Origin of the sequence: Alcanivorax sp. UBA3183 (genome assembly GCF_002364155.1) — a bacterium.
GTDB classification, from domain to species: domain Bacteria; phylum Pseudomonadota; class Gammaproteobacteria; order Pseudomonadales; family Alcanivoracaceae; genus Alcanivorax; species Alcanivorax jadensis.
In genome coordinates this window covers 121,519-138,322 of sequence record NZ_DEXN01000003.1, presented here as the reverse complement: position 1 = coordinate 138,322, position 16,804 = coordinate 121,519, and the positions used below count along the sequence as shown (strand labels likewise).

The 16,804-nt window shown below is 58.1% G+C and carries 20 protein-coding genes; 8 read left to right on the top strand and 12 right to left on the bottom strand.

Annotation, left to right across the window (positions count from 1 at the left end; all coding sequences use genetic code 11):
• Positions 1–24 precede the first annotated feature (24 nt).
• A complete protein-coding gene (locus B3Q33_RS00780) occupies positions 25–1,026 on the bottom strand; it encodes a glutathione S-transferase family protein (protein WP_272975113.1) in 1,002 nt (333 codons plus the stop codon).
• Between the two features lie 90 nt (positions 1,027–1,116).
• Positions 1,117–1,704 carry an FMN-dependent NADH-azoreductase gene (locus B3Q33_RS00775; protein WP_272962959.1) on the bottom strand — a complete coding sequence of 196 codons (588 nt, stop codon included), beginning with the start codon at positions 1,702–1,704 and terminating at the stop codon, positions 1,117–1,119.
• A gap of 130 nt (positions 1,705–1,834) precedes the next feature.
• Between B3Q33_RS00775 and B3Q33_RS00770 the strand changes: the two genes are divergently transcribed.
• Positions 1,835–2,737 (top strand): LysR family transcriptional regulator, encoded by a 903-nt coding sequence (locus B3Q33_RS00770; protein ID WP_272962960.1) that lies wholly within the window; start codon positions 1,835–1,837, stop codon positions 2,735–2,737.
• A 68-nt stretch (positions 2,738–2,805) separates the two neighbouring features.
• On the opposite strand, the gene B3Q33_RS00765 is transcribed toward B3Q33_RS00770, so the two are convergent.
• The 5 genes from B3Q33_RS00765 to B3Q33_RS00745 form a co-directional block, all read right to left on the bottom strand.
• Positions 2,806–3,507 (bottom strand): hypothetical protein, encoded by a 702-nt coding sequence (locus B3Q33_RS00765; RefSeq protein ID WP_035245833.1) that lies wholly within the window; start codon positions 3,505–3,507, stop codon positions 2,806–2,808.
• On the bottom strand, positions 3,507–4,268 hold the full coding sequence (locus B3Q33_RS00760) for a hypothetical protein (RefSeq protein WP_272975114.1): 762 nt from the start codon (positions 4,266–4,268) through the stop codon (positions 3,507–3,509). The genes B3Q33_RS00765 and B3Q33_RS00760 overlap by 1 nt, the downstream gene beginning before the upstream one ends.
• A gap of 3 nt (positions 4,269–4,271) precedes the next feature.
• On the bottom strand, positions 4,272–4,478 hold the full coding sequence (locus tag B3Q33_RS00755) for a hypothetical protein (RefSeq protein WP_272962963.1): 207 nt from the start codon (positions 4,476–4,478) through the stop codon (positions 4,272–4,274).
• A gap of 19 nt (positions 4,479–4,497) precedes the next feature.
• Complete coding sequence (locus B3Q33_RS00750) at positions 4,498–5,721, bottom strand: DUF445 family protein (protein ID WP_272975115.1); 1,224 nt, start codon at positions 5,719–5,721, stop codon at positions 4,498–4,500.
• Between the two features lie 65 nt (positions 5,722–5,786).
• A complete protein-coding gene (locus tag B3Q33_RS00745) occupies positions 5,787–6,512 on the bottom strand; it encodes an Abi-alpha family protein (RefSeq protein WP_272975116.1) in 726 nt (241 codons plus the stop codon).
• A gap of 261 nt (positions 6,513–6,773) precedes the next feature.
• Between B3Q33_RS00745 and B3Q33_RS00740 the strand changes: the two genes are divergently transcribed.
• The 5 genes from B3Q33_RS00740 to dsbG all read left to right on the top strand — a co-directional run bounded on the left by B3Q33_RS00740 (position 6,774) and on the right by dsbG (position 10,483).
• Entirely contained in the window at positions 6,774–6,977 is a 204-nt protein-coding gene (locus B3Q33_RS00740; RefSeq protein ID WP_035245831.1) for a hypothetical protein, read from the top strand.
• A gap of 22 nt (positions 6,978–6,999) precedes the next feature.
• Positions 7,000–8,448 carry a hypothetical protein gene (locus B3Q33_RS00735; protein WP_272975117.1) on the top strand — a complete coding sequence of 483 codons (1,449 nt, stop codon included), beginning with the start codon at positions 7,000–7,002 and terminating at the stop codon, positions 8,446–8,448.
• Positions 8,449–8,580: 132 nt separating this feature from the next.
• A complete protein-coding gene (locus B3Q33_RS00730) occupies positions 8,581–9,093 on the top strand; it encodes a DUF4136 domain-containing protein (protein WP_035245827.1) in 513 nt (170 codons plus the stop codon).
• A 38-nt stretch (positions 9,094–9,131) separates the two neighbouring features.
• Positions 9,132–9,941, top strand: coding sequence for a TlpA family protein disulfide reductase (locus B3Q33_RS00725; RefSeq protein WP_035245826.1), 810 nt, complete (start codon positions 9,132–9,134; stop codon positions 9,939–9,941).
• Positions 9,938–10,483 (top strand): thiol:disulfide interchange protein DsbG, encoded by a 546-nt coding sequence (dsbG, locus tag B3Q33_RS00720; protein WP_035245824.1) that lies wholly within the window; start codon positions 9,938–9,940, stop codon positions 10,481–10,483. Before B3Q33_RS00725 ends, dsbG begins: the two co-directional genes overlap by 4 nt.
• Before the next feature lie 158 nt (positions 10,484–10,641).
• On the opposite strand, the gene B3Q33_RS00715 is transcribed toward dsbG, so the two are convergent.
• The 3 genes from B3Q33_RS00715 to pyrR are packed head-to-tail and all read right to left on the bottom strand — an operon-like array spanning position 10,642 to position 13,458.
• Entirely contained in the window at positions 10,642–11,946 is a 1,305-nt protein-coding gene (locus tag B3Q33_RS00715) for a dihydroorotase (RefSeq protein WP_272980238.1), read from the bottom strand.
• Positions 11,915–12,928 carry an aspartate carbamoyltransferase catalytic subunit gene (locus tag B3Q33_RS00710; RefSeq protein WP_035245823.1) on the bottom strand — a complete coding sequence of 338 codons (1,014 nt, stop codon included), beginning with the start codon at positions 12,926–12,928 and terminating at the stop codon, positions 11,915–11,917. The genes B3Q33_RS00715 and B3Q33_RS00710 overlap by 32 nt, the downstream gene beginning before the upstream one ends.
• A gap of 2 nt (positions 12,929–12,930) precedes the next feature.
• Positions 12,931–13,458, bottom strand: coding sequence for a bifunctional pyr operon transcriptional regulator/uracil phosphoribosyltransferase PyrR (gene pyrR / locus B3Q33_RS00705; protein WP_035245822.1), 528 nt, complete (start codon positions 13,456–13,458; stop codon positions 12,931–12,933).
• 258 nt (positions 13,459–13,716) lie between these two features.
• Between pyrR and B3Q33_RS00700 the strand changes: the two genes are divergently transcribed.
• Both B3Q33_RS00700 and B3Q33_RS00695 read left to right on the top strand, forming a co-directional pair.
• Positions 13,717–14,289 (top strand): cytochrome b, encoded by a 573-nt coding sequence (locus tag B3Q33_RS00700; protein WP_103917243.1) that lies wholly within the window; start codon positions 13,717–13,719, stop codon positions 14,287–14,289.
• Positions 14,290–14,320: 31 nt separating this feature from the next.
• The gene (locus B3Q33_RS00695; RefSeq protein WP_272975119.1) at positions 14,321–14,911 is read left to right on the top strand and encodes a YceI family protein; all 591 of its coding nucleotides are present in this window, start codon (positions 14,321–14,323) and stop codon (positions 14,909–14,911) included.
• A gap of 58 nt (positions 14,912–14,969) precedes the next feature.
• Here B3Q33_RS00695 and B3Q33_RS00690 read toward each other — a convergent pair whose 3' ends face one another.
• Positions 14,970–16,346 carry an RHS repeat domain-containing protein gene (locus B3Q33_RS00690; RefSeq protein ID WP_272975120.1) on the bottom strand — a complete coding sequence of 459 codons (1,377 nt, stop codon included), beginning with the start codon at positions 16,344–16,346 and terminating at the stop codon, positions 14,970–14,972.
• Between the two features lie 26 nt (positions 16,347–16,372).
• Positions 16,373–16,774, bottom strand: a complete 402-nt coding sequence (gene ruvX, locus B3Q33_RS00685; protein WP_272998117.1) for a Holliday junction resolvase RuvX — start codon at positions 16,772–16,774, stop codon at positions 16,373–16,375.
• Positions 16,775–16,804 lie beyond the last annotated feature (30 nt).

The window sequence follows — 16,804 nt, the reverse complement described above, 5'->3', positions numbered from 1 at the left end:
GGCTCAAGCGCCGCTCCTACAGAGTTACTCAATAATCTCTCTTTCCCCCAGCCGTTCTCGACCGTGGGGTGAATGCCAGTCCAGCTCGGGCCCGATGGAGATAATCCCGTGGGGGTTCACCGTCGGGTGGCTGCGGAAATAGTGGTGGCGGATATGCGCCATATTCACTGTCTCCGCCACACCGGGCAGCTGGTAAATCTCTTTCAGAAACCCGTTCAGATTCGGGTAGTCCGCGATGCGCTTGCGATCACACTTGAAGTGGGTGACGTACACCGGATCGAACCGCACCAGGGTAGTCCACAAACGCAGGTCCGCTTCGGTGAGGGTGTTACCGACCAGATAGCGCTGCTCGCCAAGCCGCTGCTCGAGGGCATCCAGCTGCTCGAACAGGGTCACCACCGCCTCATCGTAGGCGTCCTGACTGGTGGCAAAACCGGCCTTGTAGACACCATTGTTCACGTCGTTGTAAACATGCTCATTGATGGCATCAATCTCCGCCCGCAACACTTCGGGATAGAAATTTCCCGGCGCCGCACCCAGACCGTCAAAGCTGATGTTGAGCATGCGGATGATTTCTGCGGACTCGTTACTGACAATGGTTTCGCGCTGCTTGTCCCACAGCACCGGCACGGTAACGCGGCCGGTATAGTTCTCATCCGCCTTCAGGTACAACTCATAGAGCTTGCTGAAACCATACAGGGCATCACCATTGGCACCGTCAAAGTCATCGCGCAATTCCCAGCCATTCTCCAGCATGTGCGGATGCACCACAGACACGCCGATATGCTCCTGGAGACCTTTCAATGCCCGCACGATCAAGGTGCGGTGGGCCCAAGGGCAGGCGTAGGACACATACAGGTGGTAACGACCGCTTTCTGCCTGAAAGCCACTATCACCGCTGGAACCGGCACTGCCGTCAGCCGTCACCCAGTTGCGAAACTGGCTCTCGGAACGCTTGAAACGCCCACCGGTACTCTTGGTGTCGTACCACTTGTCCTGCCATTTACCATCGACCAGCAGCCCCATGATTGTCTCCCTGTTGCAGAATTCGCGTTTCATCGCAGGAGCCAGGCCGGGGCATGGTTCGCCATGCAAGCATAGCTCCTACAGCCTAGATCACTGCAGCGCTGCCCGCGCTTCGCCCATGGCCTTTTCTTTGCTGTCATCACCCATGTTAAGCCCTTCGGCAAACACGAAGGACAGATCGGTGATGCCCAGGAAGCCGAAGAACAACTTGATGTACGGGGTCACCGTATCGTTCTCGGTCCCGGCATACAGTCCACCCCGGGCGGCCAGCACGGTCACTGGCTTGTTATCCAGCAAGCCCTGCGGGCCGTTTTCCGTGTAGCGGAAAGTGATGCCGGCGCGAGCCACATGGTCGATCCAGCTTTTCAGCTGGCTGGGAATGCCGAAGTTGTACATGGGCAGTCCCAGCACCACCTGATCCGCCGCTTTGAGCTCCTCAATCAGCGCCAGGGAGAAATCGTCGACCGCCTGCTGGGCTTCACTGCGCTGGTCTGCCGGCGTAAAGAAGGCGCCGACACGCTCGCCGTCCAGGTGCGGGATAGGATCGGCGGAGAGATCCCGAACCACCACGGTGGCGTCAGGATGTTGCGCTTTCAGTCGCTCCACCTGCTCGTTGACCAGGGTGGAGGAATTGCCGTTGTCGCCGAAAACGCTGCTCTTGATAACCAGAATATTCATGACCCCAACTCCATATTGTTTCTGTGCCGGCCGGGTGTGCCGATGATTTGTTAACGATGAGACTATTGTGAATTCAGCAAATACGATATAAAACGGGATAAATTTGCACATTTAGCTCAGGAATTTCGATATGTCAGCCAAAATCAGCCTGGACCAGTGGCAAGCCCTGATCGCCGTGGTGGACGAGGGCGGTTACGCCAGCGCCGCAGAGGCCCTGGACAAGAGCCAGTCCGCCATCAGTTACGCGGTGCAGAAGATCGAGACCGAACTGGGTGTGCGTGCCTTTGCCCTGGAAGGCCGGCGGGCCAGGCTCACCGAGACCGGGCAAATGCTCTACCGCCAGGCCAAGGTGCTGGTGGAGGAGGCCAACCGCATCGAAAGCGCCGCCATACAGCTCAGCCAGGGCTGGGAACCGCTGGTGCGCGTGGCCGCTGATGCCCTGTTTCCACAGCATTGCATGCTCTCGGCCCTGGATGCGTTCGCCCAGCACAGCCCGCTGACCCGGGTGGAGTACACCGAGACAGTACTGTCCGGCTCCGATGAAGCCCTGCTGCGCAAGGAGGCCGATGTGGTGATCGGCGGACGGGTACCGCCGGGGTTCTTCGGTGATCAGCTGATGCGGGTACGTTTTGTGGCCGTGGCGGCGGCGGACCATCCGCTCAATCAGGCGGACAGCCTCACCCATGAGGATCTGCGTCAGCATCGGCAAATCGTGATTCGCGATTCCGGCAGCCGCCGCATTGATTCCGGCTGGCTGGGGGCCGAGCAACGCTGGACCGTGTCGCATCCTTCCACGCGTATTGCCGCCATTCGCCGCGGGCTGGGGTTTGCCTGGGTACCGGAATCAGAGATTGGCGATGGCCTGGAAAGCGGCGCGCTGAAGGTGCTGCCCCTGGAGGAGGGCGTGGAACGGCTGGTGGACCTGCATCTGATCTATGCGGACGGCCAGTATGCCGGCCAGGCGGCACGCTACCTGGGGGAACGGATCCGTGAAGCGGCGGCGGTTCCCTGCCCCGGGGTGACGGTGTCGTAGACGCTGACACCCCTTTGGGTTACGTAAGCAATAAGGGAACGCGAGCACAGCCGTTCGGGAGCGATACGTTACTGTTCAACCCGCGACTCCATGGGCCTGAGTATCAAATCCTGTAATGGCAGGGTCAGGCGGGTGTCGGTAAGGATGATGGGCAGCGCCCGGTTATCGGGCACCACCCGCGCCTCGAACACATTGGTGATCGGTGCGCTGACTTCCTTATCAAGATTGATGGCCGTGCGCAGCACGGTATCCACCGGCGGGTGGATGGTCTGGTTGAAACCCACCTGTACCGGACCGTCGTAAACGAAACGGATCTGCGTATCCACTGGCACTTTCAATGACACCGGCACCTCCAGCTTCAGGGGCAGCTCCCCTTCTATGGGCATGCGCGGCAGCCATTCGGAAATCAGTTTGGTGTCGCCTTCGATCGCCACCGTGGTCTCGATGGGAATCACATCCTCATACTCAATGGTCATGCGCAGGGGCACCATGGTGTCCAGGGCCAGGTTGGCCTTGTAGGTGCCTTTCAATGGTAGCGGCAAGGCATCGTGCTTGAAGGGGACATCCACTTCCACACGACCTCGCAGGGTGATGGCCGCTTCTTCCTCGGCGCGGGTCTGCACGATCAGGGTTTCCGGTAGATGCAGCAGCGCACGCTGGTCCTGCAGGCCGATGCCGATAACAATGCGGGTGTAGAGCACGAATCCCAACACCAGCCCCACCACGATCACAGCCAGGGCCACCCAGCCCCACAAAATCCAGCGCCCCATCAGGGCTGCTCCCCGTCCGGCGCTGTTATCCCAGCCTCGTCGCTCGCCCTGGCGTCATCTCCATCGCTGAATGACAGCCCCACTTCCCGCAGAGGCAGCTTCAAATCCATTTCCGCAATCAGGGCATCCGCCGGCTCCAGAATGGTGGCGCTGGCCCGTAGCCTGGAGCGCACCGGCACCTGCATAGCGCTCTTCAGGGGAATCGATGTCTTGATATTCGCCTTCAGCGGTACCGACAGGTCTTCGAGAATGTCTACTTTTGCCGGAGCGTTGAATTGCAGTTTGACCAGCTGATCCACCGGCACATTCACATCGATGGGCACATCCGCTTTCACGGGTAACTCGCCCTTGATCGGCACAGTGATCCACTTACCCAGCACCCGGGCACGGACTTCCCCGTCCACCGGAATGATCTGGTCCAGCTTGATGGTGTCCCTCAACGGCACATTCATCTTGATGGGTACCGCATTATCGAAGCCCACCTGCACGTCCAGGGTTTCCTTGACGGGCAGAGTCAGGGTCTGGTCGATCGGCACCGAGGTGTCGATGACCGTGTCGATCATGATGTCCAGGTCATCGAGAATATCGATACCCACAGACATGGGCTTGGGCACGACTACGCTGGCTTGCTGATCGCGCAGCAACAATTCCGCCCCCAGATTCTTCCACACCCACCAGGCCAGGTAGGCACCAACAGCAAGAGCAATGATCAACAGTACACCAGCACCGATCACAAACGATTTGCGAATGGTAATCTGCATGGATCAGCGCTCCGCCTGGCTATTATTGGAGGCCGGACCATCCTGCAAATGGCGCAACACTTCCTGTTTGATTTGCTGACGGATTTCCTCATCCACCGCCTGCTCCATACGCACGCGCAAACGTCGCCGCGCCCGTCGCCATGACCACACCAGCCCAGCGCCGAAGCAAATCGCACACAACAGGATCCAGACCACCATTAGCGTAGACATGCACCACTCCCGGACAGCATCAAGAGAACATCACCAGCAACTGGAACACACCGACCAGGAAACCAAGGAATGCGCCTACGGCAATCAGTATCCATTCATCCTGTTCGAAAGCCGGGCGCAACATGCTTTCAAACTCTTCCGGTTTGAGACTCTGCAAACGGGTGGAAAGGGTGTTTTCCAGATCCAGCGCATCATTAGCATAGTTTTCAATATGCTTGAGCGTTTCCGGTAATCGGCTTACCAACTCCGACACGGCACATTCCTTCATGTCCCGATAGTTCTGGGTGCCCACGGCAAAGGTAACAAACGGCTTGGCAAAACTGGTCTGTTCATCCACCGCTTTCTGGACATGCTTGCCGATCATGGCAAACACCTTGTCGGAGTAAGGCCCTTTGAGAATGCCCTCAATAATATTGGCCGGGGTCAGCACGTAGGAAGACACCAGACGACCATAATCTCTAGCTACTTCATCCTGACGCTTCATGAACAGGCCCTGAACATTGAACGGGCCAAAACGCATCAATTCCTTGGGATTGAAAATCATCTGCAGGGCAATCCAGTTAGTGGCATAGCCCACCGCCAGGCCGAAAACCGGCAACAACCAGGAGCCCTTGTAGAAAACCCAGGTAATCATCTGGAAGGTACCGAAAATGCCGCCAAAGTAGAGCCCGGAACGACCGATAAACTTGAACTCCGCCGCGCCCACTTCCTGGAAAATACGGTTCAGTAGTGACTTGTCCTTGGTCAGATTGGTGATCACCATGTCCTCAAGATCATACATCTGTGCGATGTTGATCTTGATCTGTTTCATAATGTCAGATATCAGACTTGGGGCCTCTTTCTTGACACGTTTATAGACTTGCCTCTTCACCATTTCCGGCATGGATTCCCACAGGCCGGGCTCGTGCTGACCCATGATGGAATCCACCACGTCTTCGATCATATTGTTGAGTGCCGGCTCCAGCTCACCGGCCACCCTATCCGGATCGAGACGGTCAAAAATCTCTTCCTGGGTAATCAGGTGCGTAGTGATAGTGTCTACAGAGATAGCAGCCATCTTGGCAGCACGGCGCGGGATGATACCCTGCCAGCCAAGAAGAGGGGGTTTGCCAAAAAACTCTACCGGATAGAACATCATCTTGATCGCAATCACATTGGTGGCATAACCCACCACGGCACTGATCAATGGCATGGATAAGTACAGCCAGATGTTATCGGCAAACTCGTTGATATACGCTTCCATGTGGCCTCGCTTTTCATTCTTTTTGAGGAGTCTCTGAATAACTCCTTACACTTCAGTACAGATTGTTATCCGGAGCAGGCCGCCCAGAATGCCTTGCCTAAAGCTGAAAGGTGTGCGGTTTCGCGAATAAAGACTGGCCGAAGTCGGGACTCTTTGCGCATCCGTTCACAGGCGGAGCGGACCTCTGAACCATTCTCGATGGCTTCGTATTTTGCTGTCTGGGAATTATCCTCCGGACCACCATCGAGAAGCCCGAGAGAAAATAAATGCGCGAGGTAATGGGGGACGGCATCCGCCAGCATCACACCACTTTCATTACCCACCCGGCTAAGAAATGCCATCACCCGATGCTCACTGTTTTTGAAACGACCACCACGTGCCAGCAAATGACTGATGGCAATATCAGAACCGTCCGACATGGCCGTGAGGATCCTCACTTCGTCTGGAAGCAACTGGTTGACGATACGTGCATAAACTCTGGCCGAGGCGCTGGCCGGGGTCTGTTCCAGAGACTGCTCAGCGAGAGCGGCAAACCGTGACTGCAAGGATTTATCATGCCCTCCGCCCTCACCGAATGATGTCTCCACTGGCCCCGGCAGGTAGTGATGGCTATCCATGCCGCCCAGGCGCAACTGCAAATCTTCGAACAAGATATCCTCGACTGCCCGCGCCTGGTCCAGCACATAGTGACCGCCTGGGGCACGCGCCACAGCCTGTCGCATTTGCCGGACAAGGCGTCCAGCCCAGGGTGTTGTGGCCGGTTTTCTTCTCTGTATTTTTTCTTCAGCCAACATCGCCTCCGTGGCAGCTTCGACTTTGCGAAGCTATCGATTCCGTCTTTTACAGGGTCATTAAGTATCACTGTTTAGGGGGGTCAACAATGCTGGCGATAATGTCGATACAAAAATCCCACAGTCGCTTAATGTTATGTGTACTTTCTGTTTGCGCTCGTTTGATACAGTGCAATGACGGTGTTTTCCCGAATCGATTTTCAGCCACCATTTTACGATTTCGGCACACCTTATAACGGCACACTTCAAACAGGATCGATCATGAATAACAAGGACGCCATTGAACGTATGCATCAGCGTGTAGGATTTCTTTCCTACCTGCCGGAACCGGTTAACCGGGATCTTGACCAGGCAGTGGATGACTATCTGGAAAGCGAAAAGGGTCGGCTGGAGAAAGCTATCGATAGCGGCATTCAGGCCTTGCCTTTGTGGCTGCGCAGCATCGCCCGCAGCGCGCTTCGCTAATTCCCGCACCAAGGATGCTCACATGAACGACCTGACTCCAAACCTGGAAATCCAGGTTGAGCTGGAAAAGCTCGCTCAGTACCTGACTCTTGACGACACCACCTGGCAAGCCCTGGTCGATGCCGGCGCTGCTAACCTGCGCGAGTTGCGCGAACACATCGAACAGGAGATGTACAACCAGCACCGCAAAGGGTTCCAGCACCTGGCAAGCTGGACCCGCTGGCTCTCCATCAAGCAACTGGCGAAACTGGCTTATGCCATCGGCGCCAAAATGGCGGCCCGCCTGGTCGGCGAAATGGACCCCTACTTTGCGGCAAAGGTTGCCCGACGGCTGACCCCGGATTTTCTCGGCGAGGTCGCCGCCCAGGCAGACCCGCGCAAGATTCGCGAAGTCATTCGGCGCCTGCCTGCGGAATTAATCAGCCAAGTGGCACTGAAACAGATTCAGGAAAAGCAATTCCTGCTGCTGGGTCGTTTTGCCGATGCGCTTTCCGCCCCCTCCATTCGCGAAGTAGTCAACACAGTCAAAGATGATGGCGCGCTGCTGACCATTGCTTTCTACATGGAAAACACCACCCAGCTCAGCAATGTGATCCGCATGATTGATAACAGCCGGCTGGCCAGCATCGTGCGTTCCGGCACCGAAAATGCTGACCTGTGGCCGAAGGCCATCTGGGTGATAGACCATGTGGAAGGCGAGCTGAAAAGCCGGCTGGGCAACATCATGGCCGAGCAAGACGAACGCACCCTGGACTCCCTGGTCGATGTGGCCCACCGCCAGCAATTATGGGGGCCGGTGCTTCGCGCGCTGTCCGTCATCAACCCCCGCTACCATCGCAAAATCGTCAATCTGCCCTCCCTGCGCAACAGCGCCGTGCTGACCGATCTGGTAAATGCCGCCGTCAGCAAGAATCTGCTGGAAGAGACCCTGCCCCTGGTCAACGCCATGCAACGCGACTATCGGGAAGTGGTCGCCCACACGGCCCTGCGCCAGGGCGAAGAGGTAGCGGAAGCCGTGGTGCAAGCAGCCCATCAGAGCGGTCAATGGGATCTGATTCTGGACCTGGCACAATTTCTCGGTGACGATGAACGCAACATGCTGGCACGGCTGCCAATCAGCCATAACCCTTCCGTGATAGAAGCCCTGATGCGAAACGCAGCCAAACTCGGCAAGACCGACCTGTTGCTGGATTTCGCCCGCCGCTTTCACCGTGAAGGTCTGCAAACCGTGGTGGAAATCAGCCTGCGCGATGGCGGCGACCTGTTGCAGGCTTTTCTGGATGCCGCCCGCGATACCCGCGACGGCTGGCAAGCCATCGCCACCGCCGTCAGCGTGGTGGACGCCCCGGACATGCTCCGCGACATCGGTCGCATCTATCAGCGGCAGAATCCCCAGGACCAGCAGGCCTTCCGCGAGGCAGCCAACGAAACCGGCCTGTGGTCGCGACTGGAACAGGCCCTGCCGGCCTGACCACTGAACCCTTCGCCCGCATTGAAGTCCAACCAGTTAGTCCCGGAGCTAGCTGCCGGGGCTGATCGTTCACGGTATCGTGCCGTTCCCCTGTGATACTGGGGGACATTCACCGCAACCGGGAGAAGAGCCATGCGCTGGTTTTTCCTTTCACTCTGTCTGTTCCTTGGCGCCTGCGTCAGCCCGGTGGTCATCGATAGCCAGGAAGACGCCAAACTGAACCAGTACCGCAGCTATGCCTTCGTGGAACAGAACGAGGACCAGCCCAGAGAGCTGGACGACCAACGGGCCCGCACTGCCCTGAAAACTGCCTTGGCTGAAAAGGGGCTGACCGCCAGCGCCTCCGGGCAGGCCGATGTGCACGTCAAACATTTTTTCAAACGTGAGCAGCGCTACGACGGCTCCGTAGTGCAGTTCGGTTTCGGCTTCAGCCGTAACAATGTGGGCATAGGCACCACCACCCCAGTGGAAGGCGATATCACGGAAGAATATAAACTGGTGGTGCAGATGATCGATCCGGCCACCAACAATGTGGTCTGGCAGGCCACCAGTCGCGACCGCCTCTACGACGACATGCGCAGCGAACGACGTAGCGAGCACATTCAGAAGGCGGTGGATGAGATGTTCCAGCGCTATCCCGGCTGACTGGACGACGCATACTGCAGGTAGAAGGATCACCCCCTTTGGACGCCATTCTGATCGGCCCGCTGGCGCTGCCAGCGGGCACTGTTGTTGCCCTGATTACCTTTTCCGCCGCCGTACTGGCGAGCCTCTGGTGGCAGTGGCGCGGCAAGCCGGTAGAAAAGTGGCTGTGGCTAATCACTCTGTCAGCCTTGGCTGGCGCCCGTCTGGCCTTTGTGTTGCGTTACCCCGAGCAGTATTCCGGCCTTTTGGCCATGCTGGATATTCGCGATGGCGGCTGGTGGTGGCCCGGGGCACTCGCAGCCCTACCGGTCGCGATTCTGAGCTTATGGCGTCGACCGGCCCTACGGCTGGCGTTGCTCTCCAGCGCCGCAGTGGCATTAATGGCATTGGCCATTTCCCTGGCCACCCTGCGCGCCATGACACCCGAGCCCGTCCCCATGCCGGACATCACTCTGGAAAACCTGCAGGGCACGCCCATACCCCTCACGCAAGTGGCACAGGGACCAACCCTGATCAATCTTTGGGCCACCTGGTGCCCACCTTGTCGGCGGGAAATGCCGGTGCTGGCCAGCGCCCAGTCGCGCTACCCCAATGTTCGCTTCGTGCTGGCCAATCAGGGGGAAACCGCCTCGGCCGTGCGGGATTACCTGATACAGGCCGACCTGCATTTTGATCTGCCGCTGCTGGACCCATCGATGGCACTGGGTCAACATGCTGGCAACGGTGGCCTGCCGCTGACCCTGCTGCTTGATGGCGACGGCAACGAGCTGGCCCGTCACTTCGGTCCTCTGTCCCGGGCCAGCCTGCATCACCTCCTTACCACTCACCTGGATGATCCTCGCCCATGAGAATGCTCACCTTGCTGGTCGCCATGCTGCTACCACTATCCGCTCTGGGCGAACAAGCAGACATGGAAAGCCTGCTCGCCCGGCTGGAGAGCAGCAGTTGGGTGGCAGAGGGAGCCGAAGACCCGCAACGGGTGGCCTATGTGTTCACCGACATGGCCTGCCCCTACTGCGCCGTGCTATGGGAAAACATGCAACCACTGGTCAACGACCCGGATAACACCCTGCAGGTGCGCCATATCATCGTCGGTATGATCCACCCCAAGCGCAGCTTTACCCAAGGTGGCGCCATCCTCGCCGCACCGGACCCGGCAGTGGCACTGGCCGAGCACGAAGGCCACTTTGACGACGGAGGTATCCGGCCGCTGGAGCGGGTTCCCGACGCCATCCGCAGCCAGATCCACAACAACACCGCCCTGATGATCGGCTTGGGCCTGCAGGGCACCCCGGCACTGGTGTTTGAAGATTCACAGGGACGCTGGCGGCTGGCACCGGGGGTCGTTGGGGAGGAGGCGTTGCGGGCGGAGGTGTTTCAGCTTAATTGATAGTTGAGAATGGATAATTGATAACTCGCGGGACAAAGCTGGTGGGTTCTGCAAACGCATGAGGCCGCGCCCAGAGTCTGGACGCGGCCTCATGTCTTTAAGATCAATGCGGCGCTTATTCGCGCGTTATCAATTATCCATTCTCAATTATCAATTGCCTAATCGCTTAGCCAACTCACTTTCCCCTGACACACCGTCAGCTTCACGTTGCCCTTGAGCACCGCGCGCCGCCAGGGGGAGTTGTTGCCGGCGGACAGCCAGTGTTCGGCGTAGTCTTTATCGGCCTCGGCATCCAGCACGCAGAGGCTGGCCGGGCGGCCGGTTTCCAGTTGGCCGGCCTGAAGCCCCAGGCAGCGGGCCGGGGCGGCGGTGATGGCATCCAGGGCGCGCGGCAGTTCCAGCTTGCCGTCGTTCACCAGTTGCAGCACCAGGCCGAGCAGGGTATCCAGCCCGGCCATGCCCGGCTTGGTGGCCGGGAAGGGTGCCGCCTTGCTGGAGGAGCCGATGGGGGTGTGCTGGGAGCAGATGGCATCGATAGTGCCGTCGGCCACCGCCTCCAGCAAGGCCTCGCGATCGGCCGCACTGCGCAGCGGCGGAATCACATGGCAGTGACTGTTGAACCCTTCCAGGGCCGACTCATCCAGCAGCAGGTGCTGGATACTCACATCCGCCGTCACCGGCAAACCGCGACGCTTGGCCGCGCGCAGCAGGCGCAGGGACTCGGCACTGGAAATCTGCTGGAAATGGGCGCGCACGCCGGTGGCTTCCACCAGCAGCAGGTCCCGGGACAGGTCGACACTTTCCGCCACCGCCGGAATTCCCGGCAGCCCAAGGCGGGTGGCCACTGCGCCTTCATGGGCACAGCCACCGGCGCTCAACGCCGAATCCTGGGGCCGGAACATCACCGGCAAATCAAAGGTGGAGGCGTATTCCAGGGACCGCTTGAGCACCAGGGCACTAGCCACCTTGCGCCCCGCATTACCCACCGCGATACAACCCGCCCTGGCCAGGGTGGACATTTCCGCCAGCTGATCGCCGGCCAGCCCCTGGGTCATGGCGGCAATCGGCATGATCCGCGCAAACCCGGCCTGGCCGGCCTGCTCGCGAATCAGCCGCACCACGGCGGTGGAGTCCACCGGGCCACAATCCGGCTGGGCCACCAGGTGAGTGATGCCACCGGCGGCGGCGGCGCGGGTTTCACTGGCGATATCGCCGCTGCGGCCGCTGCCCGGCAAAGACAGGTGCACGCAGGCATCCACCAGCCCGGGCAGTACCCAGTGACCTTCCGCTTCCACGATGTCTGCGCCGGGCGCATCCAGGCTGGCGCCGATGCGCACCAGGCGGCCATTTTCGATCAACAGGTCGGCGATTTCGTCACGGCCACTGGCCGGATCGATAACCCGGCCCTTGCGAATCAGAATATTGGCTTTCTTACTGGCCACGCTCACCTCCCGTGCGGCCATGGGCGCTGCTTTCCTGGCCGCTGATGGCCATGGACATGACCGCCATGCGCACCGCAATACCGAAGGTCACCTGGTTGAGAATCACCGAACGGGGCCCGTCGGCCACTTCCGAGGCGATTTCCACACCCCGGTTGATGGGCCCGGGATGCATGACAATGGCATCCGGTTTGGCCAGTTGCAGCTTGTCGTTGTTGAGCCCGTAGAGGCGGAAAAACTCTCCCTCACTGGGCAGCAGGGCGGAATCCATACGCTCCTTCTGCAGGCGCAGCATGATCACCACATCCACGTCTTTCAGGCCCAGGGCCATGTCGGTGAACACCGTCGCCCCCAGGGATTCTGCCTCTACCGGCAACAGGGTTTTCGGGCCGATCAGGCGCACTTCATCTGCGCCGAGGATATTCAGGGCATGGATCTGGGAGCGCGCCACCCGCGAGTGCAGGATGTCACCGACGATGGCCACTTTCAGGCCCTCGAAGCCACCCTTGTAGTGGCGAATGGTGTACATGTCGAGCATCGCTTGGGTGGGGTGGGCATGTCGTCCGTCACCGGCATTGATCACCGCCACATTGGGGGTCACTTCATTGGCGATAAAGAAGGGGGCGCCGGAATCCTGATGACGCACCACGAACATGTCCGCCGCCATGGCTTCCAGATTACGCAGGGTATCGAGCAGGGTTTCACCCTTGCTGGTAGCGGATTTGGCAATATCCAGGTTGAGCACGTCGGCGCTCAATCGCTGGGCAGCCAGCTCGAAGGTACTGCGGGTGCGGGTGCTGGACTCGAAGAACAGGTTGACCACTGTCTTGCCGCGCAGCAGCGGTACCTTCTTGATCGACCGGCCGCCCACGTCCACAAAGCTGGCGGCGGTATCCAGAATGTCTTCAAGGAGAGAGCGGGGCAGGTGCTCGGTAGTCAGAAAATGGCGAAGCTTACCGTCTTCGGTAAGTTGTACGCGGGAGGATGGCGCAAGCGTCGGCGTCATTCTTAAGACCTTGTCTCTGTTTCATCCTCAACCACCAGATTGCGAATCTCGGCAACCAACGGAGAGGGCCCGCGTAATTCTACCCGCTGATGGGGGGGCAATGCCAAAGTTTCACCACAGATATCGGCACGAATTGGCAATTGCCGGTGACCAATATCGAATAACACCACCAGGGCAATCGACGCCGGGCGACCGAAATCGAACAGTTCGTTCATGGCGGCACGGATGGTGCGGCCAGTCATCAGCACATCGTCCACCAGCAGAATATGCTGGCCATCCACCTCCAGGGGCAGCTTCGAGGGAGACACGGTACTTTTCAGCCCCCGGGTATCGAAGTCATCCCGGTAGAACGCCGGGTTCAGGGTGCCCATTGGCAGCGGCTTGGCCAGCTTCTCGTTCAATGCCTGGGCCACCCAGGCGCCGCCGGACTCGATCCCCACCAGCAACGGCGACGAATCACCGTATTGTTCGGTGATGGCTTTGGCCATGGTTTCCAGATGTGTCTGTAGTTGTTGCTCGTCCCAGCTCAAGGGGCTCTCCTGCTCTGTGTATGGCGATATCCGACGTTCGCCCTGCAAGCATGGCGCCTGCCGGAGAAAGAATAAAGGCCAGGACCCGACAAACCTTCAGGCCAGGTGATCAAACCGTTCAGTTTTTTGGGATGGCAGTAACACCCCGCCAAGGTGAGGATGGCAAAGCCGTCGCCGGTAACGGTAAGTTTTGTAAAGGGCGGAACCCGGCTAGCGGGCAACACTCCAATCATCAGGAAGATCGGTTAGGGTACAGGGATGCAACTGCGCAACGACTCACAACGCTTCGGCATCATCACCATCGCACTGCATTGGCTGGTGGCGATGACGGTGGTGGGCATGTTTGCGCTGGGGCTTTACATGGTCGACCTGACCTACTACCACGACTGGTACCGCAGCGCGCCGCACCTGCATCGCAGCGTGGGCATCCTGCTGTTTCTGGTGATGGGCGCCCGCCTACTGTGGCGGCTGATTTCTCCACCCCCGAAAGCCCTGCCCACCCATCAGCCCTGGGAAAAAGTCAGCGCCCACCTGACCCACTGGGCCCTGTATCTGTTGCTGTTCACCGCCATGATCAGCGGCTATCTGATCACCAGCGCCGACGGGTCTGCCATCGATGTATTCAACTGGTTTGCCGTACCCTCTATGACCGGCGACCAGAAGGGCCTGGAAGATCTTGCCGGAGACATCCACGAGATTGCCACCTGGGCGATCATCATCCTCGCCGGCGTGCATGCCCTGGCCGCGCTCAAACACCACTTGCTTGATCGGGACGACACCTTGCGCCGCATGCTGGGCAAAGCGCCCCGTGACCCGGACAACCTTTCCTGACAACCTTTAATCCAAACGGAGTTCGATGCTTATGTTGACGCTAGCAAAGAAAATCACCATTCCCGCCCTGGCACTGCTGCTCAGCAGCATGGCCTTTGCCGATAAACCCGGCGGCACCTATGCGTTTGATAAAAAGGGCGCTCACCAGTTTGTCATGTTCAAGATTTCCCATCTGGGCTACAGCTGGTTGTACGGCCGCTTCAACGATTTCGACGGCAGCTTCACCGTGGACGCGGAAAACCCGGAAAACAGCAGCGTGCAGGCCACCATCCAGGTCGCCAGCCTGGACAGCAACCACGCCGAGCGTGACAAGCACCTGCGCGGCGATGACTTCCTCGAGGTAGACGAGTACCCCACCGCCACTTTCAAGAGCACCAAGATTGAAAAAACCGGCGAAAAAACCGCAAAAATCACCGGTGATTTCACCCTGCACGGCGTCACCAAACCGGTCACCCTGGACGCCAAACTGCTGGGCTACGGCGATGATCCCTGGGGCGGCTACCGCATGGGCCTGGAAGCCTCCACAACCCTGAAACTGGCGGACTTCGGCATCACCTACGACCTGGGCCCCGCCTCAGAAACCGTGGACATTATTATTTCCGTGGAAGGGGTTCGGCAGTAAAGCTCTAAAGAAAAAACGCAGAACTGCAGGAGCCATGCTTGCATGAGCTCCTGCAGATTCAGAAAGGACGTCCAAGACGTATAATCTGGTTTCTATCTTGAGGAACAAGCGGGTCCAGAAAATCCCCTTCCTTGTCTCTCGGAAAGCGCCTATCGGGAATAAATGTGCTCACTCCCGGAATATCATTACGAAAGAGGACCCGCTGCTCAATCTCTACCCTTTCAGCATTACGAGAAAAAAGGCTGATCCTGGCAAGCTTTCCATTTGAATATTGGTATTCCCTTCTTTTCCGATCCCGGACATGAATGGATTTTACTTTATCTCCATCATAGGTGAACTCGCGCTCCGGATTTCCCTGCGTATCGAGCATCGACAGAAGCTGGCCGTTTTCGTCGTAAACAAATTCGGGAAACCCATAAACCGTGTCATCTTTGCTAAACCAGATTTCGTCATCACCGGCACCCAGGGAAACGTCTCCGTCGGGCTTGCCGTTTTCATCAAATCCATAGAGCTTCATGTATTCGTTTGGAGCAGGCGGATTCCGGCTTGCATCACTCTCATGCAACTCACCTATTTCGGGAAGCCAGGTAAATGTCCTGTAACGGGTATCAACAAAGCTGTCATTGTCACCATAGCGATCAATGATTACCCGACTTTCCAGATCCCCGGGCAACCACTTGGCCACTTTTTTCTGGTAGCCATGGCCAGCATAGACGGCAATATTCGGCAGGCTGACGGAATCTGAATATTCGGGAGATGGATCTACCGTAACAAAAAATTCGAAACCGGCCTGGGAGTTCCCCGATAACTCAGTGGTTTGAATGTGAGAAAGAAAAGGAGGCGCCGTTGTTATCTGATCATTCTCTCCGTAGAACACCACATGCTGGGATTGCTTCCAGCCACCGCCCTCCATCGCCTGCTGGCTTATCGTCATCCTGTAACCAAATTGGTAACTGGCTGGACAAAAATCACCCTTGCAGAGCACTTCCTCTTTTACCAGCTGCTTTCCTTCCCTGCTCGGACACACTGAAATTCGACCGTCACTTTCAATATCAAGCTGTTGAAGGGCGAAATTCCCATCACCATTTGTTCCCATGTTTTGCACTACGGACAGAAGCGCAGGAGGGAGTGGGTTTTCAGATTGCTGATATCGGCAGGTCAGGCCTCCCGCACGCACATCATCGCCTGTTCCCCATTGACCATCATTACCGGGATCCACAACAAACCGGGAGCGAATGACATTGCCCGCACTGTAGTCGAAAACCTGCATTCCTTTAACCGTGCCACCCTCCCGGTAGGTCACGGTATCAGGAACTGGCGCATAGGATCCGGTAACGGATTGACCATCACTGCTTCCGCCACCACCGCAGCCGGTGATCAGGACTGAAAAAACCACCACAAGGTTGAACGTTCCAGCTTTCGTTTTTCCTCTCACACCTGTTTTCCCCCACATAATTTGTACTAAAAAATCTGTGCGCCGCCCGCAAAGAAGCCTTCAGCAATGATCACCGCCGCCATGGAATCCACTCGGCTATCGGCCTGACGAATACCGGTTCGCTCGCGGGCTTCACGGGTACTCAGGCGCTCATCCACCAACCACACCTTCATGCCGAACCGGCCTTTCAAACGGCCCGCAAATTTCTTCGCCCGCGCCGTGGATTCACTTTCACTGCCATCCATGTTCAACGGCAAACCCACCACCAGCCCTTCCGGCTCCCACTCTTTCAACAAGGCAGCAATGTCGTCCCAGTTGGGTTGAGTGTTCTTGCAGGGCAGGGCTTTTAATGGTGTGGCAGTGCCCAGCAGACTGTTGCCACTGGCCACGCCGATTTTGTGTGTGCCGTAGTCAAACGCGAGAATCATGGAAGGCCTAATTGATAATTGAGAATGGAT

Excerpts from the sequence above, each read along its gene's own strand:
- B3Q33_RS00710 (WP_035245823.1), bottom strand. The coding sequence starts at position 12,928 with ATGACGCCGACGCTTGCGCCATCCTCCCGCGTACAACTTACCGAAGAC.
- B3Q33_RS00780 (WP_272975113.1), bottom strand. The coding sequence starts at position 1,026 with ATGGGGCTGCTGGTCGATGGTAAATGGCAGGACAAGTGGTACGACACC.
- B3Q33_RS00775 (WP_272962959.1), bottom strand. The coding sequence starts at position 1,704 with ATGAATATTCTGGTTATCAAGAGCAGCGTTTTCGGCGACAACGGCAAT.
- ruvX (WP_272998117.1), bottom strand. The coding sequence starts at position 16,774 with ATGATTCTCGCGTTTGACTACGGCACACACAAAATCGGCGTGGCCAGT.
- B3Q33_RS00700 (WP_103917243.1), top strand. The coding sequence starts at position 13,717 with ATGCAACTGCGCAACGACTCACAACGCTTCGGCATCATCACCATCGCA.
- B3Q33_RS00760 (WP_272975114.1), bottom strand. The coding sequence starts at position 4,268 with ATGCAGATTACCATTCGCAAATCGTTTGTGATCGGTGCTGGTGTACTG.
- B3Q33_RS00765 (WP_035245833.1), bottom strand. The coding sequence starts at position 3,507 with ATGGGGCGCTGGATTTTGTGGGGCTGGGTGGCCCTGGCTGTGATCGTG.
- B3Q33_RS00715 (WP_272980238.1), bottom strand. The coding sequence starts at position 11,946 with ATGGCCGCACGGGAGGTGAGCGTGGCCAGTAAGAAAGCCAATATTCTG.
- dsbG (WP_035245824.1), top strand. The coding sequence starts at position 9,938 with ATGAGAATGCTCACCTTGCTGGTCGCCATGCTGCTACCACTATCCGCT.
- B3Q33_RS00755 (WP_272962963.1), bottom strand. The coding sequence starts at position 4,478 with ATGTCTACGCTAATGGTGGTCTGGATCCTGTTGTGTGCGATTTGCTTC.
- B3Q33_RS00750 (WP_272975115.1), bottom strand. The coding sequence starts at position 5,721 with ATGGAAGCGTATATCAACGAGTTTGCCGATAACATCTGGCTGTACTTA.
- B3Q33_RS00695 (WP_272975119.1), top strand. The coding sequence starts at position 14,321 with ATGTTGACGCTAGCAAAGAAAATCACCATTCCCGCCCTGGCACTGCTG.
- B3Q33_RS00735 (WP_272975117.1), top strand. The coding sequence starts at position 7,000 with ATGAACGACCTGACTCCAAACCTGGAAATCCAGGTTGAGCTGGAAAAG.
- B3Q33_RS00730 (WP_035245827.1), top strand. The coding sequence starts at position 8,581 with ATGCGCTGGTTTTTCCTTTCACTCTGTCTGTTCCTTGGCGCCTGCGTC.
- B3Q33_RS00740 (WP_035245831.1), top strand. The coding sequence starts at position 6,774 with ATGAATAACAAGGACGCCATTGAACGTATGCATCAGCGTGTAGGATTT.
- B3Q33_RS00770 (WP_272962960.1), top strand. The coding sequence starts at position 1,835 with ATGTCAGCCAAAATCAGCCTGGACCAGTGGCAAGCCCTGATCGCCGTG.